We start from the raw sequence: 23,778 nt of genomic DNA, 5'->3' as shown, positions 1-23,778 counted from the left end.
TTCAATCTTTCAAAATAAAATTGAATTAACGGATTCTAGCCTTACGGAAGCCATCGAATATACTGATTGCCGCATATACAACAAATATAATGATTACCCCGCCAACTATCCATATTTCAAATTGCTTCGTTGATGTGGTAAATAAATGACTCATGTACGAGATAAATTCTTCGTTCATTAAATTCGGATTGCTTAATAAAACAATGAAAACAACGGTTGCGAAAAGCTCAACAATAGTATTAAAGATGGCCATTTTTTTCGTCCATTGTCCTTTTAGCAATTTGTAGAGAGCTAACCCAATTTCAAGAGCAATGACAACGATAACAATTGGCCAATAATGAAGTAAAATATCCTGATTAAAAGCTGGAATTACGAATTTAAGTCCATTTCCCCCACCTTCATATACACCTAGAAGATGGTTTGCATAAAAATAAAGGGTTGCCCAAAACGCTGTCCACATTAAATAACCAAACACTTCAAGCTTTGTAATGGCTTTTTTCTTAGGAATATACGTGATGTTATTCAAATCATCAGGGGTCCATTTTTTTAAACTCGCTGACAATGGTTGCGGATCTTTTCCTTTATCTGTTCGTTCGATAATGGCAAAAACGACTGTTAGCCAAAAAAAGACGTGGATTCCTACTTCGATGATACTCCAAATTCCTTCACCAATACTAGTGAGGACAACATTAATGATCGCTTCTCCTTCATCAAAACCAATAAAGTATTCAGCAAACATCGAAATAACCGCAATCACAGCAGCAATTGGTAAAATCATTTTTAATAATGATAGATATACATCAAAATAGCGTGGGCCAATTAAATGCATTGGCTGATCTCGATAACCACTTGCTAATGCTGCTGGATTTCCTAACTTTTCAAGAACCCCCTTTACATCATCCTTGCTGTAATCATCAGGCAACATATCCCCAATAGTTGACCGTAACTCTAGTGCGATGTCCTCCCGATTTTTTTCGGGCAACCTCCGAGTGACCTCTTGAATATAAATATCAATCAGATTCATCGTTATCATCATCCCCTTTTAATAACTCATATAGTTCTTTTGAATTGTTAATCCATTCTCGTTTTAATTGCAAAAAAATGTCTAAACCATATTCACTTAATACATAGTACTTACGCGGTCTACTTTCAGATGTATCCCAATTACTCGTTACTAACTCCTGTTTTTCTAAACGGCGAAGCAATGGATATAAGGTGCTTTGATCGATGGTAATGCCCGAATTCTCCAATAATTGAACAAGTGAATATCCATATTGTGGTGTTCGTAATTGACTTAATACCGCTAATGTCAGCGTCCCCCTCCTAAGTTCTGTCGTTAATGAATTCAATAAAGTGCTCATTCACCCACCTCAATTTTATATACTGTACGACATACACTGTATGACTTATAGTATGCATCTTACACTATTATGGTTACAATAACAATCGAAATTAGATACTATTAAAAAAATAATTTAAAAATTAAAAAACCAGGCTCCAAATTTAATTGAGTACCTGGACTGCTAAATAAATATTGCTTGTCATTAATCACACTACGGTCAAGTGCTAATCCATAATTTAAGTACCTTGGTCTTTTCACAGGGGATATTGAGCGTTCCCGAAAATTTAAACTACTTATATGGATACACACTTTCATACTTCATTAAGTATCATTAATACTGCAAGAGACATTGCTTTCCAAACGCCTAGCTTATGAAAAATTGAATCTAGTTAATTTCGCTTTTTTCAGAGACTAAAGAAAAAAGGGGTTTTATAAATTGCGAATTTACTTACCTTACTTCATATTACTAGTGCTAATTCTTACAACAATGGTAGTTACTTGGGGAGAAGCCAATAAGACGATTATGTATAGCATTACGCTTATAAGTGTTGCTGGTTTAACATTATTAAAATCAATTGAAAAAAGAGAAAAGTAGACATTTAATTTGATATTTAGGGGATCATTTTCACATTGATGAATGTATGCTAGGTAAGGTAAATTGCGATAGATCCTTTACTTCCCTCATAGCTATTTGTTATTAATAAATTAAGAAAACTCGTATTTTGATCAATCTTTCATCAAAATACGAGTTTTTTATTATCTTTGTTATCTAAACCTTGTCTTGTCCGATTCAATGTACATTTAATGTGACAACTGTACTTGTATAACGGGGTTGCCAACACGTGTAAATCTTTAAATAGAAGATTCTTTTGCTACTTCTTTGCTTGATTTTCTGTATTTTGCTTTACCGATTCTTAACAATCTATCTTTATCTAGAATTGTTGGTAAACTTATACCGATAACAATAGTGATGATACCTACTATTTGCAAAGTTGTAACCGTTTCGCTTAATAAGATAACGGATACCATGACCGCGATTGGCAATTCAACAGCACTCAATATTGATGACATACCTAATCCTACTTTAGGCACTGCAATTGTGAACAGGAAAACCGGTATAATCATGCCGAATAACCCTAATGCCAATCCATAAATCCACAGTCCCTCGTTAAACAAAGTACCATTCCAAATAATTTCTGGAGACTGGAAAACGGCAGTAATCATGAATGCAAAGAAGGAAACAAATACTAAGCGGTTAGAGGTTGTCATACTTTCAGTTGCTTTCCCGTTAACATACAAAAATAAGGAATAACAAAGTGCTGCTGCTAACCCCCATAACCACCCCTGGAAAGGTATTTGGGATAAATCAACATCAATTATACCAGCAGCTGGTATTGTTCCTACTACCAATATGATTAAAGATACGAATTCAATTCTACTTGGAAGTTGCCGTTTTGTTATACTAGAAATCAACATACCAATCCATGTAAATTGAAATAGTAAAACTACTGCCAATGATGCTGGCAAAAAGTTCAAAGAATGACCATATAAAATATTCGTTAACCCTGTTAAAATCCCTGCATAAATAAGGGTTTTAACACCGTTAAAGCTCAATTTTGATCTGTTTGTAACTAAGAAGATACATACTGCTATACAAAAGCCAATAAAAAACTGACTTGTAACTGCCTCAGAGACAGTAAAACCACTACGCATTGCCAGCTTTATAATCGTTGAAACGATACCAAAACTGCTTGCTGCAATCACTACTAATAGGGGATAAATATACATCTTCATCACTCACTTCCCTCCTATAATTTTTATATAAAATGAATTTTGTTTATGATTTTGAGATTTAGAAAAAAAATCATAATCTCCAATATAAATCACGAATTGTTATTTTACAATCTTTTTTTTCATTTAAATTGTCACAAAAATACTAATCCTTCTCATTTATCGTGGAGTATGCAGAGCCTAGATAAAAAATTTCGTTGAACTAAAAAATTAGTCTTCTTTACCATTGATAAGAATTCAGCAGTTTAGTTCCCTGCACTCTTCTTAGCGCTTGGAAAATAAAGACAAAAATAAAAAGCCACTCAAAATGAATGACTTGTGTACATTATATAAAGTTGGCTTTAACGATAAGTTGGAGCATATAAATAGGTTAGGAGAAACTTGTTATCCAGTAGGAAGTGGTGCTGTAAACTTGCATTAAAATCAACATAATAAGTCCATCGATTTCTGCTTTCGTGTTTGAAATAACCCTGTTTTCATCCCAATAATCATAACTATTTGGATATTCACGGCTAAGACTATCCTCTTCTAACAAACGGAACTTCATTATACCACCTCATACTTTTAACCTTTCCATGTCCTCTTAATTTTCTAAATATGAAATGGGATATGGAGAGTAAACTGCTGTATCTCCATCTTCATCACGTTTTAAAATTATGATAAAATCTGCACCATTACTATTATCCCCTCTAGGAATTGGTGTAATCATGGCAGGACATCTTAACTCATCACTATATCCTTTCAATTCCTCCCTAAAGTTATTTAAAGCAAACGTCACACGTTGATCTATAAGGGCAAACAATTTGTCCACTCCACCTGTTTTCATATCAAAATATTCAGGGTTGCTCTCTCTTTTCTCAATTATTTTCTCCTTGTATTCTGAAACTGTAAAAAAACAAAATTCCCAGTCAAGAGGAAAAAGCCCTGCACCTAACCAATAAATATTCATTTTTATACCCCCTCATCAATAGTTTAAGTACCTTCAAAATCTTCAAAATTAATTTTAACATAAATATCCAACAATAAAATCACCTGTAATAACTATTGATTCCACTTATATCTCGTTTAACTTAACTTCTTCCAAAGGTACACCACTTACTTTTTAGATTATTATTGTGGAATCTGAATTGCTATATTTGACCAGAAACACCTTAAACTCGCAAATAACGAAATTAAGTTCCCATGAAAGAACTTATCCATCTTTCATTTTCTGTGGTGACGTGCTAATTTTGCCCTTCGTGAATGGTTAACGGGTGCTTTAGTAAAACAAGGATTTATAAAGTATACATAAATAAGCTTAATAATGTTTCCAAAAGCAAGTTTGTAAACACACTTAAAAGCCACAAAATAAAGTTTATATTCCATTAAAGGGCGTATTTCAGAGTATGAAATGTGCTCTTTCGTTGTAAATCGGGCATAATCAAATGAGAGGTGTTTTATGCATGTTTTCTAACGAACAATTACAAGGCTTAATTGAAGGAAAGATCGTCGGGAACAAGTTCCCCTATAATACAAATAATGAACTAGAAATTGAAGCCCATATCCGACGGTTATTTCATCGAATAAACCGTATTCCTAATTTAGTATGTGAAGCAGAGTGGAGTCATTTTGGCAGTGGATACGCCTCCTTTGTTGAATTTTTTTGTTATCGAAAAGAGGATTTTATAGTCGTTGAAGAGAAGTACGGTCATCGAGAGATAAAGAAAGATGGGATTATTATTGATATTTGTCGTTTAGCACCTGTAGCAATCATGGGCGAAGATTACAGATATAAAACAATTCGTATCGAAACGAATGAAGTAGTTGGTGGGGCATATGGTTCTTTGCTTGCTAGTCCAAATTTATTAGATTTGAGCGAGAAATTCCAAACAATTGCAGAAAAATTGAAACGAGCCTTAAAAGAGTTTGATTATGAACTATTAGAAGCTGAAAAAATGAATCAACCTTTGTCTTTTCAAACAAAAATACCGACAATTTATCGTGAACCTAGAGAGTATTTAGTCATGGATGCTATTTTTTATTGGGAGGATTAGTTTAATGTATCATTAAGTCCAAAACGAGTAAGTCGGATGTATAAAAGTTGAGTAATAGGCTTTATTGAACTATTATGCGTTTAAAAAGTAAACAACTTGATTATCTTTACACTTATTCAACAATCGGGCCAAATTGTTGAATAACATTATTTTATGCAATGGTACAAAACTCTACGGATATGTTATATATATTTTAAACTCAATTAATGTTATAATTTACCAATAATATTATTTGAGGAGCGATTATCTTTTGAAAAAGCGTTTTTTACATAGAAATGATTGGACTAGAATTATACAACGCGACTATTCTATAGAGCAGATAAATGACAAAGATTTTAATGGATTTATTGCTCTTATAAAAATGAATGAAGTAAAAGAGCCATTAATAACAGAATATTTAATTAAAAAGGTTTGTATTGTTGATAACAATTACTTATGGTTACAACAACTACCACTCAATGAAAATTTCGCTATTACATCAATGTTTAATGAAAATAGAGAAATTATTCAGTGGTACATAGATATCACATATGGAAATGGCGTTGAGAATGGAGAACCCTATATGATGGACTTATTTTTAGATATTGTTGTATTACCAACTGGAGAAATCATTGAAAAAGATAAAGATGAATTAGAAGAGGCTCTACACAATAATTGGATTACAAAATCACAATACGATTTTGCCTATCGAGTTTTTAATCAAGTGTTGAAACAAATACACGAAGGTACTTTTAAATACTATGATTTAAGTTTTAAGCATCGAGACTATTTACTAGGTAAGATTCGTGAATAAATCATGCTTTAATATGTCATTACCAAATGAAAGTTTGAGTTTTACTTTAGGGGTAGTTAAAAAAGGATGTTCAACAATCGGGTTTGCATTTCTTTATTAAGGAATGCGTCTTTCTTCATCAAAAGGCCAGATTGTGGAAGAACATTTTCAATAAAATTCGATATTACTGTTGAAATATAGAGTAAGATTGGGAAGTTTCTCACTTAAACTAACGGAGCAGGATAGTTAAAGAACATTTAGGGTACGTTACTTCTAAAAAGGAGTGAAAAATCCATTCTTAATTAGTTCGTTTGTGATTATATTTTTGTTCAGTTTTTCTATATTATTAGGAAGTCCTGTTCATTCTCAAACTAATCCTTCAGATAATAATGAATATTTATATCCTGCAAATAAGGAAAAAGTTGTTAATGAAACTGTAGATGAATTTTACCAGGCATTAAGGAACCTAAAGTATCCTATACATCAGGAGGTTTATCAAAGATATAAGCAGAAGCCAAAGCAACAACAATGGCATTTGGATACTGTTCTTTTTAAAGAAATGCCTGATGCATCTGTAAATGTTAGAAAAAAATTATTGTTCAATGAGGTAGAAAGATTAAATTATATAACTTTTGATGGAAATATTCTTAGTACCTACCCTTATATAGATATTAACTATCATCAGACCGTTAGTCCTGATAGACAAGTTTATTTTTTTTATTCCTTTAAAGACACAGAAAAAGAATTTAGAGGTAATTATGCAATTTATGATGTTGAAACAAAAGAAATGGTAGCAGGCGGAAGTACTTATATGCCAAAGCTCAATCTTACAAGGAACACTTATGATTAAGAAAGATAAATTTAGGTAAAATAGCAACATGATTGTGTTCGTTGTTGAACTAGCTTAATATGGAAATTTATTCCTATTATAGTGTATACACTGGATCGCTTGTCCTACCACTTGCCTTTTGTAGAGTTGCCTCAATCCCATACATAGCGGTTTTCGCCCCAATGTAACTATTGTTATTTTCCTTCGCTACTTGTTACCTTGCTTCCTCGATTGTTTTTAACCATCCACCGATAATTCTCAATCCACTGTAACAAATTCTCTTTCGTAACTGTTATTTGCCCTTTTAACATAGGATTGCCCTCCTAAGTTATGTTATAATGCTAATGACTAAGCCATTATTCAAAGGGCATAAACCAATTCGAGCTGTAGCGTGTGCAAACGCTGCAGCTTTTTCTATGTTATAATTTACACAAATTACATATTGAGGTGATATTATGGAAAGTGATAAATTGGTTTGTAAGGCTTGTGGTAGTGATTCCTTTACAACCGGTCAAGTTGGTGGTAGTAGTAGCCAGGGTAATATAAGACCAATCGGATCAGTAATGACTTTTGGTTCATCACTTCTTATGACTTTTTGTAAAAACTGTGGAGAGGTTGCTTCAATCAAAGTTGATAACCCAAAAAAATTTAAATGAAATATCTGTTTAGGGTCACTCCAAACTAGTGACCCTTTATAATTTCTTTACTCATATTGTGCAGTAAACTACTGTTGAATTATCTCAAGTATTTTTTACCTTCTCTTTTAACTACATACTTTTAAATGGATGGTTAATAATAAATTTATACAATATTTAAAAGAGGTGTATTATTTTATAAATGAAAAAGGCTTATCTGCTTTTATAATATTAATTACTCTTGCTTTATTTTTCCTACCAAGTACAGGATTAGGGTTTTATGGACCTACTCATGATTCTAACGACCTTAGATTACAGGATATGCTCATGCTCATTCTTACTCCTTATATTGAAAAGGATTTGAGAAGCTATTATTATCCGAAGATTTTAAAGGATTTGTTTCACCCTTTGTTACTCCTTGGAAAATTGAATTAATTGAAACAAAAAGAAATCATTTCCGAGGCTTTGATCTGCAAATTACATTTGAAATTGAGCCTACAGATGGCGGACATAATATTTCATTAGGAAAAGATAGAATGACCTATGAAATAACTGTTGGTCCTGAGGTTAAATTGATAAATCACACTCACCTTAAGACTTATAAATATCCACCAGAATAATTCATTAAAATTTTTAACCTTTTATAGAATTTTGTATTTTTCATTGTTGAACAAATACTGAAAGGAATTTTTTCTATGAGAAAAATAATAATCATTTCGTTATTTTTAATAAGTTCCCTAGGGATAAATTCTACTTTTGCTAGATCAGATATACAGTATTTCCCTAAAAACCAACCCCCAAGTGTGATTGAGTTAGCCTTTCTACGTGAATTAGGTTTACCAATTCTTGAAACAATGTCTTCATATGGTGATAATCAATTATTCGATTATGCAAGAATTGAAAAAATTGAACAAAATAGACAAAACGACTACTATGATGTTAGTTTAAGGGTTATTTCCTTTGAAGGTGCACACGATCAACCATTTAAACTAATTAACATCACTTTTCGTATACCGCCTGGTGAATCTGCAGAAAAATATAAAGTGTTTTCAAATAAGGCAGTCATTTCATATAAAGTTAAAAATATTTCTCCTGAAGAAGTTGAGAAGTTATCTAAATTCACTAAGTAGCTCAAAATTTTTTTTGCACATTTTCTTTCAACTAACCACTTTCCTCTTCCCTAACAACCCACCAGCCCTTGGCCCAATCCTTCCAGCCCATTTCAAGGTCCATAGCAATCAAAGCCACACTCACTTTACTTGCGTTAAGTTTCTGAGCAATCTCGTTAATTGGATATCCTTGATTCCACATAGCTATGAAGGTTCCAATCTGATTTATTGTGAAATCAACTTTAACTGATTCATGAACCTCGACAGTGAATAAGATGTATCAACTCTACTTCTTTCCTTGCCATTCAATATCACCTACCCATTAATTGCTTCTCTTTCAGGTCCTGCTTTCCTAGCCTTTTTAAGTTCATCATGTGTTATCCCCCAACCACCATCAATCATTGAATACGTCAGAAGCTTTAATTAGTGAGGAAAACGGTATTCGAACAACTTCTTCCTCAATTCGAATTGCTGTGTAACCATTCCCTTTATGTCACCCACTTCTGTATGACCATCAACATAATGAACTGTGAAATCAGCGTTATAACCAAATATCGCGATATTTCTTTCCGTTCTTTTCGAACTTCGGCAGTAACACAAACCTTGGCTGTAATTCAAAGGATGTCACAATACCTTGTGCTTGTAAGTGCTTCAAGTGAACATAATATTTTGCTTCTATCGCTGAATCGAATATAACTCCGTCGTGTATAACTTTCTTGTTCCCGTATTTTGCTTTACTCATGTTATTTTGCTTACACTAGCAACTACAGGGATGCGTAAAGGTGAATTGGCTGGCCTTACGTGGAAAGATATAGATTTTATGCAAAACATCATATCTATAACAAAAACACGTGATGAATATGGGGTCAGATCAATGATTATGTAATTATTACTGCCAATTTAGAACCAATTAGCAGTAATTATATATCTAAAATGTTTAACGCTTTAAAAAAGAAGCATAATTTTGAGCGTTTCTCGTCCCATATACTTCGCCATACATTTGTAAGTATTATTATTGCAGAGGGAACCGCTGTAACTACAGTTGCAAAAATCATTGGGGATACTCCTGAAATGGTGATGAGGGTATATGCTCATTCCCTCGCTGATGAGGAATTAAAGGCAACTCAAGTACTTTCATCTTTGATTAAAATCAAATAAATCATTTAAACATCAAATTTGGTGTACAAAGTGGGGTACAATCATAAGTTATACCCCACAACCATTGATATATTAGGATTTGTAAGCTTATCTGAAAATACTGTGCTCATAAAGATAATCATAAGAAAGGTCAACAAACAAATATTCATGTTCGTTGATGGCGATTGAAAATGTTCTCGTAATTTCTCCTGTTTCAATATCACGATATAATTCTGAGATCTCTCCACTTTGATCATTGCGCATTTTAATGATCGTTTGTAGGAAGTACGGTCGCCAACTCCAATTTTTATTAATTGCTCGTGGCTGCAATTCCCAATTGCCGTCAATTCTCATAACGTTAGGCGTTAACTGGAATCCATCTTCATTACAAATATATAGCCTAAAGGAGTAGTTATCCAGGAGTTCAGCTAAATACTCTAAATGCGAGACATTGTCACTCGTTGGTTTGACACGGTGAACAATCGCCTCTAGTTCATCCCTTAATTTTTTTAGCTGCAAAAATTGCGCCTCTAGCATTTTCTTTTCGGACGTAATAAATTGCTGGCATTCTTTTTTAAAGCGTTCCTTTAACATGTCTTTATCGACAAAGGTCATTGAAGGATTTGCTAAATATGGCCCTTGATAGTAGCGACCTCCATTTTTCCAAGCAAATTGTAGCTGATACACTGTTTCAATATCTTCAAATAAAAGATTGGCCCCTATTTTATAAGCAAGGCTGCCAATGGCAGAAATCATGTCCGATTGTGCTGACCAGGAATCATAATTTAAATCACGTGTATTGACCTTTAAAATATGTGGCGCCAATAACGCAATGTGCTCTAAATGACTTTCCGCTCCTACTTCTTGCACAGCAATTTTCACGCCGAACGTCGTAAAATAACGAAGGGCATGGTGTAATTTGTTTATATCCCCCATAAAACGATGCTCTGATACAACAATAACGATTCGATGTAAATCTTCTTCTCCTATATATTGCTGGATTATATTAAAATGACTTTCACCAAAATCTTGCATCAATAAATTAGGATTACTTGGAATGTAAATATCAATATCTGATGCAATTTCATCAATTTTGGCTAAGGCTGCATGTAAAATTTTATGCTCCATATCAATTCGATATTCTTCTGGAATATCTTCATTATTAACGAAGTCCATTAAATTAATTTGTTGCCCTTCAATTTGTAGATGTCCGGAAATTTCGTAGGCAATCACCGTATGCGCATCTGCGCTAAATATCGGCTGATAATACCCATGTATTTGATCTAAATTTGTTAACACTTCAATTGCGTCCATCATCGAAACCTCCATTATGAATAACTTTTTATAGTTATTCAAAAATAACATTACACATACTATTAATTTCTAAAAAAATGCTCTCTGTCTGTATAATAAGTGGTTTAAAGTAAATTCGCAACTTCACCTATTATAATTTTTGGCCAATCTAACCTAAATTTTTTAGATTGGCTTAGTTGTAGCCATTGTTCGATTTTCACCATTTCTTATGACTTTTAGACATAGGAGGCTGCATTTTTACTCTATCATTTCTATGCTCTCACACAAACCTACATGTCATTGTTTCAAGGCTGCTCTCTCACTATAATTTATGCGACATACTAATAAAACGGCCATGACAATGCAGGGGAATAGCCCGTTCATTCCACATAATTCAGTCATACACCTAGTATTTTAAGTCAATTTTATGTTGATTTTGCGGCTGAGTCCCTATCGTATTTAATGGTTTTTGGCAAATGTCATCAATTTTGCAAAGATGGATCGATGAAAAAAGCAGCATTCCAAAAAGGAGTGCTGCTAGTCATTATTCCGACATAAAGAAATACCAAATCATTGCTATCACCATTAATGATATGATAACAGCTATCGTTACACGAAGTGGTGAAATAGGGGCATCTCCACCTACTCGCCCAGTTTGTCCATTGACCATAAAACGATAAACCTTTTCCTTATAACGAAAAGAAGACAGCCAAATCGGTAACATTAGATATTTGTATGTAATATCATCATGGTTGGTGGAAAAACGCAGATTTGATACAACATCCGCATTATTTTCCCAACGAATTTTGGAGGAAATTTGCGCGTGAAGATGATCATGAATTTCACTTTTAGCTTGATTCCACCCATCCTGCAAGCCAACACTATAACGCTCTGACAAAAATCCAGCTACATATTCTGGTTTATAAGCCTTATTATTTAAAAGATTAAATGGTTCAATTTTTCGCATCATATCACGATCGTAACGTGTTGTTGCACTTACTAAGTGGTCGTCGATAAATTCCTGATAAAAGCCACTAGTCGAATACCAATCTGTTTCAGTATGAGTTTTCCCATCTTTATCAGTAACTGTTCGATGTCGTCCATATCTTGCAGAATATCTAGAGCTTGTTTTGGAGTCGAATGTCCAATAAGGAAGATAAACCCCTTTAAAGGCATCAGGCTTTGCGCTAATTTTAGCAGCTTTCGGTGTAAACCATCTGCCTTTGATCCATTTTTGAAAATGTTCCCCTGCTTGCTTATCCGTTACTTCAAAAGCACATACACCATTTGGTGCTAACGTATTATCAGCAGTAGCCTCCATAACCTGATTGGAACCACAGTAAGGGCAACTGTCAGCAACCTGCAAGACATCGTAAATCGTTTCGGCTGCACACGCTTTACAAATGACTGTTTTTTTCTCCACGCCCCAATTAAAATTCCCACGTTCCTCTGCTTTTAAGAAGTCCATTTCCTGGGCAACTTTTTCCTCTTCTTGCTCCGGCGTAGCAATTGCCGTTTCAAAGCCACAATAAGGACAAGTTAGCTTTCCTGTTGCAGGATTAAACTCAATCGATGCACTACAGGAAGGACATTCAGCATCAAAGTCAAGCTTCACTTGTTTGGCATTTTCAACCTCTTGCATTGACATAGGCCATCATCTCCTTACTTGACATCATTCTCATCAAAAGCATCTCCACATTCCGGACAGAACTTCGGTGGATTTGAAGGATCTTCTGGTGTCCAACCACATTTATCACAAGCATAAAGTAAAGCACCTGCTGGTTTTTTCATCCCACATTCACTACAGAATTTCCCTTTATTGACCGCTCCACACGTACATGTCCAACCCTCATCAGCTGGTTTTGCTGCACCACAATCTGAACAGAACTTCCCTGTATTTTCATGACCGCATGCACATGTCCATGCACTAGGTGCTTTCGCTGTCTGTTCTTGCATAGCAGCTTGAGCCATTTGGGCTTGCTTATTTTGTTCATTCATTTGATAGAGTTGACTAGCATTAACGCCACCAGCCTGTGTAGCCATGTTCATGCCCATAAATCCTGCCATAGCTCCCCCATCATTGTTAGCAGCCGCAATCATCGCATCTGCCTGTGCCCCTGTTAAATGAGCAGCCGCCATTCCTGGATCTCGCATCACAGCATTACGCTGAAGTTGTTTAATCATTGCTTCATCTTCTTCAGAAGCTTTCAGTGTACTAATCCCAAATGACACAACAGCTAAGCCACGTGTGGCAAGCCATTTTTCAGATAACACTTTATTGAGTGCCTCTGCTAACGCAACAGTATGAGCCGGTATTTCACTATAACGAACACCACTTGCAGAGATTTGCGCAAAGGCTGGCTGTAATGCCGTCATTAATTCTGATTTTAACTGGCTATCAATCGTATCTCGTGTAAATTCACGTTCCACATTACCACAAACATTTGTATAGAATAATAATGGATCAATAATTTTATACGAATATTCCCCATGACAGCGAATTGCGATGTCAATATCTAAGCCAATATTGCGATCAATCACACGGAAGGGAATCGGTGCAGGGGTTCCATATTTATTTCCAACAATTTCTTTCTTATTAAAATAATAAACTCGCTGATCTTTCGCAGGCTCTCCTCCAAATGTGAAACGCTTACCTATCTGCTTGAACGTTTCCATTATTCCCTGAGATAAGTCTGTGCCATACATAATCGAAGGTTCTGTTGATGTGTCATAGACATATTCCCCTGCTTCTGAAGAAAATTCTACAACTTTCCCCTGCTCTACAATCATCATACACTGCCCTTCATTGATAGCAATAATCGAACCATTGCTTATAATATTGTCATTCCCTTTATTTGATCCACGTTTCGAATTACGCTTCATTCCTTTTGTTACAAGGATATCTGCGGATAATCCCTCACAATAAAAATATTCACGCCATTGATCCTCTAAAACACCTGTTAATGCGCCAACGCCAGCTTTTAATAAACCCATATTATTCCCACCTTCAACTTGATATTTAACTTATTTTATCATCTACAAACACTATGTAATACGCATTATCGAACAAATTGTTTCATTTATCGTATGAAAGAGTAAAAAAACGAGAAGCTCCTATGATATGAATCATAAAGAACTATCCCGTTTCATTACATCTTTTAAGCCAATGCTGCTACCGCAACAAGCACCCAAGCTATAATAAATAACATCCCACCAATAGGTGTAATCGCACCAAGTTTTTTCACACCTGTCACTGCTAGCACATATAAGCTACCAGAGAAGAAAATAATCCCTGTAAACATAAGATATCCAGCCCAAGAAAGCAGGCTAGTACTTCCTAAAAGAGACTCATTAGATAGAATCCCTAGCCCTATAATCCCTAAAGCATGGTACATATGATATTGCACAGCCGTTTCCCAAATGGCAGCATAATGAGGTGATGCAAATTTATCCTTCAGTGCATGTGCACCAAAAGCACCTAAAACAACACCTAGACACGCTAAAATCGCGCCTAACGCTAAAAACATTTCCATTCGTTGCTCTCCTATTTTGCCTCAACAGCAATTTCTTTATATTTGGCATCCCAAGCAGGATCAATTTTACTTAATGATACCGGACGCAATGTATCCTTATGCGCTAGAATATGTACGGATTGAGCAGTGGCTGCTACCGTGCCATCCTCATGTAAAATTTCATAGCCATAGGTTGTACGTAAACGGTCATGCTTTTCCACCCAAGTGCGCACAGTTGCCACCTGTCCATAATGCATCGCTGCCTTATACGAAATAGATAAATCCATTACTGGTGATACATAGCCATCTTTTTCTAAAGCGGCATACTCAAAGCCCGCATCACTTACAAGCTGTGTGCGTCCAATCTCCATCCAAATGATGTAGTTTGCATGGTACACCACACCCATTTGGTCGGTCTCTGCATACCGTATTTCAATCTGTTTCTCACTCACAAACATTTTCTTCACCTCGTCCTACATTATAGCGTAAAAATGTTGATTTGGTGGGGTTTTTGCTCTAAGGAAATTGGAACATTGAAAAATAGAGGGATGCTTTTCTTAATATTTAAAATAAATATCGATTTTTCTAATATGAATTTTAATTCCCCCGATACCGGGAATTGATCGGATAATCTTAGATTCTTCAATATTTTTTTGATAAAGCATCTATCTCATTTTCAAGCATGGATAGATGTTTTTTATATTCAAAAAGCATATTACTATATATATCTAAGCTTAGGGCATAAAGCCTACTGAAAAGGGCTTTGAGCTGTTTCAGTCATTAGCTTTTCATCCTGTTTTTTTGCCCATTATAAAGAACAAGAATTACAGAATTCCTATATTTTAGTTGCTAATACTTCATTATTGGTTTTTAATATATCCTCTGAAGTAGGAAATCCATATAGTATTTTCAAAGAAACATCCGAATATTAGAACTTAGATGTTAAAAGAATTTGTTGTTATTTTTGTGTAAAGAAACCCCGCCCTAACTTAGACGGGGTTATGCTTTATTGAAAGTTAAATTGAATTTTGTAGAATTATTGTTTCGTATTATGATTTATCGCCTTTAAGTAGTTAAAAATCAAATTTACAACTTGTGTTTTTTAGCGTTTGAATCACGATCGAAGTGTTTAGGTTCTTTCATTTAGTAGGTGTTTGCTTTAGTTGCCATTTTAACCACCCCCTTCAAGAACATTTGCATCGATAATAGAACGTAAGTTTTTGTTTTATCAGTAGTTGATTTTTGGAAATAAAAAAAGACCAAGACAACAATTAAGCTATCTTAGTCTTTATTTTGGTTTGTATTTTATCTATTATTGTTATTGCTTACAACACGAAACGGCTTTATCCATATCTTTTGTACTTACAAATACAGATCCTAGATTATCAATTACATAATCTATATTATTGTCATCTAAGTTCACTATTAATGCTTCTTGCGACTTTTTTGTTAAATTTTCATACTTAGCTAATAGGGTTACGCCTTCTTTAGAAACGTTTTCTTTTCATTTTTCTAACTCATCATGTCTGCTACATCCATTCAATATACTCAAACTTAAAATAATATATAAGAAATGTTTACATTTCATAAATTCACACCCTTAAATTCCCTAGAATACCCATATTGTACCATCGCATAAGTATAAAAAAGTCTTACCAATTAAAGGTAACGGGCCTTTGTTGTTAAATGCTACTCACCGTTAATATGAGATTTATCAATAAGCTTTTTGTCTACTGCTTGTTTGAGGCAATCCTCGAACTGCAGCTTTAAATGTTTCATTAGTAAATCGCATTACATCATCATCCTTTTCTGATTTTGCTTGGTGTGCCATGGCTCTTTGCGTTATTTCGTTTAGTAACGTTACCTTTCATATGGACATCCCATTTATCTTGGTTCTTCCACTTACGTATTTGCGAATCGAGTAATTCTAGTTGTTCTGCAATATCCTTTAGGAACATTTGCCCTTTGCTTTCAAGCCACATTTGAAACGCTTTATAACATTTCGGATTTCTGGTCTAGCCATATCTCATACACTCACTACCACCTCCATCATTTGTTTGTTATGTAATCACCCCATTATGCTAGTTGCTTAGAAATTAAAACAAATTTCTATACGACACATCGTTATGTCTAAAAAAATTTATCTTTTATTTTTCTCTAATAGCTGATTTATTTTGTTATCAGTATTTAGTAATACTTGTTTTATTTGTTTAATCTGATGTTCTTTTTGTAACATCTGCTCATACTTTTCCTGGAATAAAACTTTTATCTCAAGAAGATTTTGTATTTCTTTTTTTGTGAGTTTTTTATTTTTATCAGTATTTCCCGACCATTCAAAAAGGATTTTGATTTCTTGGAGTGAAAATCCACTTTGTTTAAGTTTAAGGATTGTTTCAACTATATCAATGTCTTTCTTATTATATTGACGCTGCTTATTTTTAATTTCTGGATGCAATAAATCCATTTTTTCGTAATACCGGATAGTATCTTTACTAAGGCCTGTACATACTGCAAATTCGGAAATTTTCATAATTATCACCTTCTAGATTATATATTTATAAACCATTAGGGCCATTATACAATGGAATATAAAGCGAACGATATGATGGCTATACTTAATCCGTCCATTTGTTAATAGCCCTTCAGTAACTGCTAATATATGTAACAGAATAAATGCAAGTATCAACAGCATAAACATCCAGTTTTTGTTTGGTATAAATAATATTAAAAGAATACTAATTGATACGGTAATAAACAAAAACGTTTGTACTTGGAATCCGATTTCTTTCCATTTTTTTAGCCCTGCTATTCCTATTAAAACTGCGTATAAACCAATTAATATATTTGTGACAATTACCATTCCCATCACTCCATTCTTTTTATTTCATTCATCTTAAAAGATGGAGTTGACTCCATGTCAATAGATAATAAACAATTTATTTTCACTCTCAAAAGTAAGTACCGTTTGCCCTAGCAGTCAAAGGGGGAGGAAACTGCTTGATACTCACTTTTCAGGGCAAAATAAAAACACCCAATTAGGGTGCGTTAATTTGACTTTCTTAAATTTTTCGATTAACCTTTTTTCGTGATTCTGTTCAATTGTTAGAGTAAGAGTATCTGCTAAATCAACAAAGTTTGACTGAAATTATGGAAAGTGGGTGAAGTTCACAGGATAACCACTCCTTTATTTAAAGAAGATTTCAATTGAAACAAATACTGAAAATAAAAATACCCCAATATGGAACCAACCAGAAACTTTTCTCTCTCTTTGAAATTCTTTTATTCCAAGAACTAAAATCAATAATCCTAAGAAGAATAACACTAGGAAACTCAACTGATAATCACTTGTGATAATTGAGTAAGTTGAGAGTGATACTACTATGATTGAAAAAAGAATTTGTAATATTGTTAGCAAATTTATCATCACCTTTTAAATATTGTAGTTTGATTATACAATACAACAGATAACATGGATATAATTACCATATGTTTATAACCATCCATATTTGTTAAAAAATGTGATTTTAAATTCAATTAGTTAGTGCTCGGAATTGTTCTTGAGTGGCCGAACTAATAGTTTAATCCCTTTTTACGCGTTCATCCACAAATTTGGTCCAAACCATGAATAAAGACGCTTTCCGTATTATTGAAAAGCGTCTGTTAGCCGAAAAATTATCTGCTTATAAACAGTAAATTTTCATACTTCATTTATTCATTGAGATAGCTGTATAGCTTACTAATTAGATCTTTGTCTACATCAACCTTATAGAGAGAACCTAGCATTTCATTCAAAGCTTCAACTATATTCAACGCGTTCTTATAAGCCAATTCTATCTCATTTTCTTTTAATTTTGAGGTTATGGATACATAATCTTTATACGACTCTGTACTTATATCTTCTTCTAAATTTTTTGTACTATTTAACCATCGTTCAACCGTATTTTCCTTTACCCTTATTAATTGTAGTATATACCTTTGCACAAGGGTTAAAGCCTCCAGAGAACGTGCTAACTCTCCTCTTCTCATAACATTTACACCCATCAACCAAGCATTCACGAAGTTATTAAAAGCGAAGTTAACATTCTCATCAGTCATTCTGTCTGGTCCAACTCCACCTAAATCATCTAGTAAAGGCTTTAATTGCTCTGTAGAATCATAAATATACATAGACTCAGGATCGGGAAAAAGTCCTGTAGGCTTAAAACTTTTTATGATTTCTATTTTTGAGACAGGAAGAAAATGGAATTCTCCACGAATCATATTCGAAAAAATCACTACCTCTGTTCCAAACTCATTGTAAAAGATCAAGTGAATTGGATAAACTTCAGAAACCCAATGTCTAGAGCTAAATTTCTCCATCTTATCATCTTCAATGAATATATAAAACTCAACATCAGAATACTGATCTCCTTCACCTTTTGTAAAAGACCCATACATCATACATGCTGAAACAAACTCATCTGCAATACATTTATCTCTAACACTTTGAATAATTTTATTTTGAATTAACATATCTCCATCTCCTTATCTAATCATTTCTTTTTCAGATAAGGGATTTGTCAACTACTGGACAGCATGAGCAACACATGTATAATGCTCCTTCCATTTCTTAATCAGTATGAGTATAACATAATATATTATTAAGTTGTGAGTTCCAATTCAACCAGTTTTTCCGTACTATGAAATAGGAAACCGGATTTTTATTCAATAAAACTATTGATTATCTATGGCATTTGAAAGAAAGAAAAACGCCCGATTGTTGAAGATCTAATTAGTTCAAGAATGACTGTTCTTTTGTAGATTTGTTAAATAAATCTATTCTTTCTTTCATACTTTCGTTCTTACTAATATCCCACCATTCAACGACCACATAAATCTCATCTATATCCTTAAGTGTAACAGATTCACCGTTTTTATTTAGGTATGGCCCTTTAATAGCACCAGTTGTATATTCTGCTATGTTCATCTCACCAGTAGCTGAATCAGAATGAACCACTGAATCATCACTATCTATAACCACATGCGTTTCAAAGTGGAAGGAATCTGTAATATACTCATTGACGTTTTTCATATTTAAAATCCCATGTCCTGCTTTAAAGTCTTCTGGTGTAATAACAATTTCATAACATAGATTCCAGCTTTCGCTTTCACCCATCAATAATAAATAATAATTATTACCACCTTTTTGAGCATTGCAGCCAGATAGTACAAAGAAAGGCAACATCAAATAAATCCAAGGTACTAAACCTTTTATATACTTCTTCATTAAATCCCCCTTTGAAACATTACTTCTATAAAATTTTAACATAAATATCCAATTCTCTGAAATTGAATGTAATTCAACAGGGTTCTTTAAATGAAGATAGACACATTCCTTACAAAAGAAATGTGTCCGATTGTTGAATATAGAAATGGTGAACAAGCTATAAAATGGATATCTGTTATTTTACTAAAACCTACGTTAATTGAATAAGTTCTAACTTCCTTAACGTTCAAATTGAACTCTGGTCGTTGTTAGATAAAATATTTTAATTATGTTGGTTATCCAATTAAAAGTTAAATTAATATATAACAAATTACGATTATACCTATTGAATTACCCAATTATCTCGTGTTAGTCTCATACGATCTACACTCTCTCCAAATACTTTTAAAGAAAAAGCATGGATAAACTAATAAATATAAATTAGGAATCCACCAAGAAATATCGAAATCTAAACGGATTGTCCAAAATGCTAAAGCTTGTAACCCTGAACAAAAAGTTAAAATTAATGATAAAAAAGCAAATTGTTTCCAAATATGTTTTTGTTTCGAGTACAAGTACAAGCTTAAAAATCCAGTCAACGAGATTAACAAATCTAAAGGTAGAAAAGACCAGTTCCATGCAACTAAAATAGGATTTTGATAATCTTTAAACAAATATTCTTGTGGAATCATATGAAAAATTGTTATGAACCAATATATAATAAACCCAATATCAGTAATAAGGAAAAAATATTTTAAACGGTTCAATTTACACGTTCCTCCACCATCTCTTTGTTTTTCTCTTCATGTGCCGAACTATTAAAATTTAAGATAACGACTCCAATTAAAATAAAAAGAATCGCTAGTATCTTAATTACATTGATACTTTCTCCAAAATAAAAGAAACCAATTATTGTAATCGTAACAATTCCCATACCTGACCAAACCGCATAGGCAACGGACATCTCCATCCCCTTTAATGCAAATGACAAAAATGAAAAACATACGATATAAAACACAAAAATAAGAATACTTGGGACGAGTTTCGTCAGTCCATCAGATAGCTTCATCGCAGTTGTACCGGCTACTTCAAATAAAATCGCTAAGCCTAAATAAATCCACTGCATTATTCTCCCTCCTTCTATTTGGAAATAGCAATTCCATACAGCAACATGTCCATAATAGATTCGAGCATACTCTTCAATGTATAATTACTCTTTTCAATAAACAAAGGATCATATATGCGATTGAGTGAACCTAAATATACTTCAATAAAAAACGGAATATTAATTTGTCTAATATTCCCTTCTCTCATTCCCTCTTCTATTAATCGGATTACAGTAGACCAACCTTCACGTAAAAACTGATCTAATTTCAACCATTGATTATAATGGTGTTTTTTTAGTTCTACTAATAAATGTGCATCTATGAATATAAATTGTTGTGGAATACAAATTAAGATGCGTCTTATTTTTTCAACTGTTTGTAACGTATCATCTTCAGCAATATGTTTTTCCTTTTCTTGAATACTTTCTATTACATTACGAATAACTTCATCTACTATCTCATCCTTTGAAGAGAAGTACTCATAGATTGTCCTCTTACTCACAGCTAATTGTTTTGCTAAGTCACTAATTGTAAATGTAAACCCCTTCGTTTGAATTTGGTGAATTGTTTCTGTTAAGATTCTTTGTTTCATAATCCGCCCCCTGAACTTTTGGTACTGATTCGGTTTTTATAGTACCATCATCATTTTACAATATTTAATATCATCTATACAACTAGCATTTTACTAAACCTTTTATCTAACGAATAAAATACTAAAAAAAGACACCCCATTTCTACATGAGTATCTTAATCAAATTTTAAGTTTAACTCCAAAGACTCCAAAATGAACTTCTCATTCAGGAATCGCCCTATTCTGGCATAATAGCTAATGGGATACTAACTATTCATAAGCTTTTGTATGCAACTTGAACGATTTGTTGTTCACCATTCTTCTCAAAAAATTTATAAGTTTCCATCCCGATTTTTTCCGCAACTTTTTGTGATGGAATATTTTTTAAGGTCGTATATGAAAATATTTCAGAATAGCCAAGAACATTAAATGCATATTCCTTACAAGCAGACGCTGCTTCTGTGGCATATCCCTTATTCCAATACTCTTTAATAATGTGAAACCCAATTTCAGGTAACCTTACACCATCGATGTTCTGCATTGTTATTCCACAATCACCGATAAATGTATCCCCTTCTTTTAAAACAATTGCCCATAGACCGTGCTTATATTGCTTATAATTTTTCTCATTCCATTTGATCCAATTTTTAACCTCTTCTTGGGTAAATGGATGAGGGTAATATTGCATAGACTCTGGGTCAGAAAGCACTTTTGATAATTCGTTACAATCGTCCATTTTTAACTCTCTAAGGTATAATCGTTCCGTCTCGATTATCTTCATAATATCCATCCTTTGCAGTTAATTTTTTTGCCACAAAATGGCCCTTTGCATGAAGAAAGATGCTTTCTTATTTCAGAAAAGCGCCCGATTGTGAAAGATCATTAGCATATTTTCTTCTTAACCTAAATCATCCGTTAGTTCAATAGTAATACATTATTTAAGCAACGGGTGAAGACCTATTAGCAAGGGGGCATACACGATTAATGGAATAAGCAAAATCACTGCACCAATTTTTTTAATTCCCTTTTGTAATAGTAAAAGAGAAGTACTGAAAAATAATGGGTAAATAATAAAAGCTATTATTAATATACCATCAACTAATCGATATAGTTTTCCTGAAAATACTCCTATGAATGGGATTGAAATCCATTCTAGGACGCTAAACGCAATAACCAATATCCATAACCATTTAAGTGTCATCACTGATCACCTCTAAATCCCTATTGTTCAAATAAAAAACCTTATTCCATTTTACTCGTTCAGAGAATTTTTTTAACTCCAATATCATGTCCCATTGAAGCATTAACATTAAACATGACTATAGGATTCATATGGTCCTTGTATTTATTAATATATAAAAAACCGATTTTCCTTGTCTCAAGGGGAATCGGTTCTTTTAAGTCAGTCATCTAATGAACATTGAACTTCATTATAATTTGTAAGTTTGGATAGTAGTTCAATAAGTTGTTGTCGCTGCTCTTGAGTCAGATTCTTTAATAAAATATCTGCTGCCTCTTCTTCAAGCAATCGTACTTTTTTAATTTGCATTTGTGCATTGTCAGTTAATTGTATCAAAGTAGCTCGTCGGTCTATTGGATCAGGCATCCGGACAAGAAGTCCATCCTGTTCCAACGCATCTACAAAGTCAGTAACTGTTCGGGCCTTAACCCCTAATTTGGCTGCTAACTCGCTCATTCGTATTTTCTCTACTTCAGAAACAGCAAGTAAAACACGAAGTCTGGGTCCTGAAATTTGAAACGGCATGTCAAGATTTGATAGATGTGCTTCAAATTCTCTCTGGATATAATGAGAAGTCTTAATTAACGCATGAATACCCTCTACTGCAGATGTTTTTGAAGAATGTTGATTTGTCATAAAAATTCCTCCTTGACAGTTTTAAATTAATCGCACAAACTCATTTTGAGCAAACTTATATTGAGTAAGCTCACTAATTCAATACCCTATAATATCATTGTACCATAGAAGGGTATTGTGAAAAAAAAACAATATATTGGAGGGATTATCTTGTTAATTATATCTATTATTCTTCAAAGCCTGCTAGCCTTAGTGTTCTTGTTGACTGGGTTTATGAAGGTATCTGGTAATAAACAGCAAGTAGAAACATTCGAGCACCTTAACCTACCTCAATGGTTCCGAGTGATTACTGGATTGGTACAACTAATTGGGGCCGCTGGTTTAATTATCGGTTTTTGGAATCCTGGAGTAACAGCATTAGCTGGCTTATGGCTTGCGATTACGATGCTTGGTGGAGTTATGACGCATATTAGGGCAAAGGATTCTATCACTCAGGCAATTCCAGCATTCATACTGGCGATACTGGCAACTATCATTACTATTTTTAACTTATCTGACATGCTGAACCTGTTTTCTTAAAAAGTTCG

At 33.6% G+C, this 23,778-nt stretch carries 33 protein-coding genes and 2 pseudogenes; 10 read left to right on the top strand and 25 right to left on the bottom strand.

Annotated elements, in window-relative coordinates; translation table 11 throughout:
- Positions 1-25: 25 nt before the first annotated feature.
- A complete protein-coding gene (locus ABC382_RS02855; RefSeq protein ID WP_274793259.1) occupies positions 26-1,024 on the bottom strand; it encodes a hypothetical protein in 999 nt (332 codons plus the stop codon).
- The gene (locus ABC382_RS02850) at positions 1,011-1,361 is read right to left on the bottom strand and encodes a PadR family transcriptional regulator (RefSeq protein WP_274793260.1); all 351 of its coding nucleotides are present in this window, start codon (positions 1,359-1,361) and stop codon (positions 1,011-1,013) included. Before ABC382_RS02850 ends, ABC382_RS02855 begins: the two co-directional genes overlap by 14 nt.
- A 417-nt stretch (positions 1,362-1,778) precedes the next feature.
- On the opposite strand from ABC382_RS02850, the gene ABC382_RS02845 reads away from it, so the two are divergent.
- The gene (locus tag ABC382_RS02845; protein WP_322610688.1) at positions 1,779-1,937 is read left to right on the top strand and encodes a hypothetical protein; all 159 of its coding nucleotides are present in this window, start codon (positions 1,779-1,781) and stop codon (positions 1,935-1,937) included.
- Between the two features lie 257 nt (positions 1,938-2,194).
- Here the strand turns inward: ABC382_RS02845 and ABC382_RS02840 are convergent, their stop codons facing one another.
- The 3 genes from ABC382_RS02840 to ABC382_RS02830 form a co-directional block, all read right to left on the bottom strand.
- Complete coding sequence (locus ABC382_RS02840) at positions 2,195-3,130, bottom strand: EamA family transporter (protein ID WP_322606640.1); 936 nt, start codon at positions 3,128-3,130, stop codon at positions 2,195-2,197.
- Between the two features lie 373 nt (positions 3,131-3,503).
- Entirely contained in the window at positions 3,504-3,680 is a 177-nt protein-coding gene (locus ABC382_RS02835; protein WP_322610687.1) for a hypothetical protein, read from the bottom strand.
- Positions 3,681-3,716: 36 nt separating this feature from the next.
- Complete coding sequence (locus ABC382_RS02830; protein ID WP_274793263.1) at positions 3,717-4,082, bottom strand: hypothetical protein; 366 nt, start codon at positions 4,080-4,082, stop codon at positions 3,717-3,719.
- A 493-nt stretch (positions 4,083-4,575) separates the two neighbouring features.
- Between ABC382_RS02830 and ABC382_RS02825 the strand changes: the two genes are divergently transcribed.
- The 6 genes and pseudogenes from ABC382_RS02825 to ABC382_RS02800 all read left to right on the top strand — a co-directional run bounded on the left by ABC382_RS02825 (position 4,576) and on the right by ABC382_RS02800 (position 8,532).
- The gene (locus ABC382_RS02825; protein WP_322606518.1) at positions 4,576-5,166 is read left to right on the top strand and encodes a hypothetical protein; all 591 of its coding nucleotides are present in this window, start codon (positions 4,576-4,578) and stop codon (positions 5,164-5,166) included.
- Between the two features lie 250 nt (positions 5,167-5,416).
- On the top strand, positions 5,417-5,959 hold the full coding sequence (locus tag ABC382_RS02820) for a ribonuclease FAU-1 family protein (RefSeq protein WP_322606519.1): 543 nt from the start codon (positions 5,417-5,419) through the stop codon (positions 5,957-5,959).
- Positions 5,960-6,221: 262 nt separating this feature from the next.
- Positions 6,222-6,788: a hypothetical protein gene (locus tag ABC382_RS02815; RefSeq protein ID WP_274793266.1), complete on the top strand. Its 567-nt coding sequence runs from the start codon at positions 6,222-6,224 to the stop codon at positions 6,786-6,788.
- Positions 6,789-7,222: 434 nt separating this feature from the next.
- Entirely contained in the window at positions 7,223-7,423 is a 201-nt protein-coding gene (locus tag ABC382_RS02810; protein WP_274793268.1) for a hypothetical protein, read from the top strand.
- 181 nt (positions 7,424-7,604) lie between these two features.
- Positions 7,605-8,022, top strand: a pseudogene (locus tag ABC382_RS02805) (DUF3888 domain-containing protein).
- 75 nt (positions 8,023-8,097) lie between these two features.
- Positions 8,098-8,532: a hypothetical protein gene (locus ABC382_RS02800; RefSeq protein ID WP_274793269.1), complete on the top strand. Its 435-nt coding sequence runs from the start codon at positions 8,098-8,100 to the stop codon at positions 8,530-8,532.
- A 31-nt stretch (positions 8,533-8,563) separates the two neighbouring features.
- Here ABC382_RS02800 and ABC382_RS02795 read toward each other — a convergent pair whose 3' ends face one another.
- From ABC382_RS02795 to ABC382_RS02785, 3 genes are all read right to left on the bottom strand, one after another.
- Positions 8,564-8,713: a hypothetical protein gene (locus ABC382_RS02795; RefSeq protein WP_412926555.1), complete on the bottom strand. Its 150-nt coding sequence runs from the start codon at positions 8,711-8,713 to the stop codon at positions 8,564-8,566.
- Positions 8,714-8,934: 221 nt separating this feature from the next.
- A complete protein-coding gene (locus tag ABC382_RS02790; RefSeq protein WP_322610685.1) occupies positions 8,935-9,111 on the bottom strand; it encodes a DUF1064 domain-containing protein in 177 nt (58 codons plus the stop codon).
- Complete coding sequence (locus ABC382_RS02785) at positions 9,053-9,253, bottom strand: DUF1064 domain-containing protein (RefSeq protein WP_312506715.1); 201 nt, start codon at positions 9,251-9,253, stop codon at positions 9,053-9,055. The genes ABC382_RS02790 and ABC382_RS02785 overlap by 59 nt, the downstream gene beginning before the upstream one ends.
- On the opposite strand from ABC382_RS02785, the gene ABC382_RS02780 reads away from it, so the two are divergent.
- A complete protein-coding gene (locus ABC382_RS02780; protein WP_396631755.1) occupies positions 9,215-9,397 on the top strand; it encodes a tyrosine-type recombinase/integrase in 183 nt (60 codons plus the stop codon). The genes ABC382_RS02785 and ABC382_RS02780 overlap by 39 nt on opposite strands.
- Positions 9,370-9,669 carry a tyrosine-type recombinase/integrase gene (locus ABC382_RS02775; RefSeq protein ID WP_409264016.1) on the top strand — a complete coding sequence of 100 codons (300 nt, stop codon included), beginning with the start codon at positions 9,370-9,372 and terminating at the stop codon, positions 9,667-9,669. Before ABC382_RS02780 ends, ABC382_RS02775 begins: the two co-directional genes overlap by 28 nt.
- A gap of 87 nt (positions 9,670-9,756) precedes the next feature.
- Here the strand turns inward: ABC382_RS02775 and ABC382_RS02770 are convergent, their stop codons facing one another.
- The 17 genes and pseudogenes from ABC382_RS02770 to ABC382_RS02690 form a co-directional block, all read right to left on the bottom strand.
- Entirely contained in the window at positions 9,757-10,962 is a 1,206-nt protein-coding gene (locus ABC382_RS02770) for an EAL domain-containing protein (RefSeq protein ID WP_312506716.1), read from the bottom strand.
- Positions 10,963-11,485: 523 nt separating this feature from the next.
- Complete coding sequence (locus ABC382_RS02765; RefSeq protein WP_322610684.1) at positions 11,486-12,589, bottom strand: TFIIB-type zinc ribbon-containing protein; 1,104 nt, start codon at positions 12,587-12,589, stop codon at positions 11,486-11,488.
- A 14-nt stretch (positions 12,590-12,603) separates the two neighbouring features.
- Positions 12,604-13,935, bottom strand: coding sequence for an SPFH domain-containing protein (locus ABC382_RS02760; protein WP_412926554.1), 1,332 nt, complete (start codon positions 13,933-13,935; stop codon positions 12,604-12,606).
- Between the two features lie 164 nt (positions 13,936-14,099).
- Positions 14,100-14,474, bottom strand: a complete 375-nt coding sequence (locus ABC382_RS02755) for a DUF423 domain-containing protein (protein ID WP_322610682.1) — start codon at positions 14,472-14,474, stop codon at positions 14,100-14,102.
- 11 nt (positions 14,475-14,485) lie between these two features.
- Positions 14,486-14,911 (bottom strand): acyl-CoA thioesterase, encoded by a 426-nt coding sequence (locus tag ABC382_RS02750; RefSeq protein WP_004225136.1) that lies wholly within the window; start codon positions 14,909-14,911, stop codon positions 14,486-14,488.
- Positions 14,912-16,252: 1,341 nt separating this feature from the next.
- Positions 16,253-16,453: pseudogene (locus tag ABC382_RS02745) on the bottom strand (phage terminase small subunit-related protein); the annotation flags it as partial.
- Positions 16,454-16,593: 140 nt separating this feature from the next.
- Positions 16,594-16,983: a helix-turn-helix domain-containing protein gene (locus ABC382_RS02740; protein WP_322610681.1), complete on the bottom strand. Its 390-nt coding sequence runs from the start codon at positions 16,981-16,983 to the stop codon at positions 16,594-16,596.
- A gap of 12 nt (positions 16,984-16,995) precedes the next feature.
- Positions 16,996-17,313 carry a hypothetical protein gene (locus tag ABC382_RS02735; RefSeq protein WP_274793302.1) on the bottom strand — a complete coding sequence of 106 codons (318 nt, stop codon included), beginning with the start codon at positions 17,311-17,313 and terminating at the stop codon, positions 16,996-16,998.
- Positions 17,314-17,637: 324 nt separating this feature from the next.
- Positions 17,638-17,877, bottom strand: a complete 240-nt coding sequence (locus tag ABC382_RS02730; RefSeq protein ID WP_274793303.1) for a DUF3953 domain-containing protein — start codon at positions 17,875-17,877, stop codon at positions 17,638-17,640.
- Positions 17,878-18,161: 284 nt separating this feature from the next.
- On the bottom strand, positions 18,162-18,965 hold the full coding sequence (locus tag ABC382_RS02725; RefSeq protein ID WP_412926553.1) for a nucleotidyltransferase: 804 nt from the start codon (positions 18,963-18,965) through the stop codon (positions 18,162-18,164).
- A gap of 259 nt (positions 18,966-19,224) precedes the next feature.
- Complete coding sequence (locus ABC382_RS02720; RefSeq protein WP_322610678.1) at positions 19,225-19,719, bottom strand: hypothetical protein; 495 nt, start codon at positions 19,717-19,719, stop codon at positions 19,225-19,227.
- A 338-nt stretch (positions 19,720-20,057) separates the two neighbouring features.
- Complete coding sequence (locus ABC382_RS02715; protein WP_322610677.1) at positions 20,058-20,465, bottom strand: YvaD family protein; 408 nt, start codon at positions 20,463-20,465, stop codon at positions 20,058-20,060.
- Positions 20,462-20,824 carry a DMT family transporter gene (locus ABC382_RS02710; protein ID WP_312506417.1) on the bottom strand — a complete coding sequence of 121 codons (363 nt, stop codon included), beginning with the start codon at positions 20,822-20,824 and terminating at the stop codon, positions 20,462-20,464. Before ABC382_RS02710 ends, ABC382_RS02715 begins: the two co-directional genes overlap by 4 nt.
- 14 nt (positions 20,825-20,838) lie before the next feature.
- Positions 20,839-21,396 carry a TetR/AcrR family transcriptional regulator gene (locus tag ABC382_RS02705; protein ID WP_274793308.1) on the bottom strand — a complete coding sequence of 186 codons (558 nt, stop codon included), beginning with the start codon at positions 21,394-21,396 and terminating at the stop codon, positions 20,839-20,841.
- 253 nt (positions 21,397-21,649) lie between these two features.
- Complete coding sequence (locus ABC382_RS02700; RefSeq protein ID WP_322610676.1) at positions 21,650-22,156, bottom strand: GNAT family N-acetyltransferase; 507 nt, start codon at positions 22,154-22,156, stop codon at positions 21,650-21,652.
- Between the two features lie 153 nt (positions 22,157-22,309).
- Positions 22,310-22,576 carry a hypothetical protein gene (locus tag ABC382_RS02695; RefSeq protein ID WP_322610675.1) on the bottom strand — a complete coding sequence of 89 codons (267 nt, stop codon included), beginning with the start codon at positions 22,574-22,576 and terminating at the stop codon, positions 22,310-22,312.
- Between the two features lie 201 nt (positions 22,577-22,777).
- Positions 22,778-23,251, bottom strand: coding sequence for a MarR family winged helix-turn-helix transcriptional regulator (locus ABC382_RS02690; RefSeq protein WP_274793311.1), 474 nt, complete (start codon positions 23,249-23,251; stop codon positions 22,778-22,780).
- Between the two features lie 150 nt (positions 23,252-23,401).
- Between ABC382_RS02690 and ABC382_RS02685 the strand changes: the two genes are divergently transcribed.
- A complete protein-coding gene (locus ABC382_RS02685) occupies positions 23,402-23,770 on the top strand; it encodes a DoxX family protein (RefSeq protein WP_312506420.1) in 369 nt (122 codons plus the stop codon).
- Positions 23,771-23,778 lie beyond the last annotated feature (8 nt).

The organism is Lysinibacillus phoenicis, assembly GCF_047238325.1.
Lineage (GTDB): Bacteria > Bacillota > Bacilli > Bacillales_A > Planococcaceae > Lysinibacillus > Lysinibacillus irui.
This window is presented reverse-complemented; position numbering and strand designations above follow the sequence as displayed.